The sequence below is a fragment of the Myxococcus sp. CA039A genome, from assembly GCF_013336645.1.
Lineage (GTDB): Bacteria > Myxococcota > Myxococcia > Myxococcales > Myxococcaceae > Myxococcus > Myxococcus llanfairpwllgwyngyllgogerychwyrndrobwllllantysiliogogogochensis.
Genome location: NZ_JABUMQ010000816.1, coordinates 1 through 412 on the forward strand (window position 1 = coordinate 1; position 412 = coordinate 412).

At 67.5% G+C, this 412-nt stretch carries 1 protein-coding gene; it reads right to left on the reverse strand.

Going from position 1 to position 412, the window contains the following annotated elements; genetic code table 11:
* The coding region (locus HR086_RS47735; protein WP_217442282.1) for a hypothetical protein at nt 1-412 on the reverse strand (412 nt) is incomplete at both ends.

Sequence of the window (412 nt, forward strand, 5' to 3'; positions counted from 1 at the left end):
GGAAAGTGCGGCGATCTTGTTGTTGGCCATCCTGTCCGGCAGTTCCATCTGCGAGCCGGCCGGGGCGCCGATGCCGGCGCCGGACGTGGTGCGCGCGCTGGTGCCGGCGGTCTCGGCATAGATGGTGAAGACCGGGCCGACCTTGTCGCGGTCACGATCATTCTCGGCGTAGGGCTGCAGTGCCTGCCCGGCCTTGACGTCGTGATAGTCGCGCAGGCCGTTGTAGCCGGTGAAGAAGGCCTTGCGATGCTGGCCATTGGCGAAGCGCACGTTGGCATCCTGGCTGCGGTCGACAATCCACGCCGCGCCACGATTGCGGCGCACCGCTTCGCCATACGGGCGGTAGCGGCGGCGGTCCCAGTCCGAGTACCAGCCGTTGCCGTTGCCGAAGCCGTTGAGGAAGCGCTGGTTG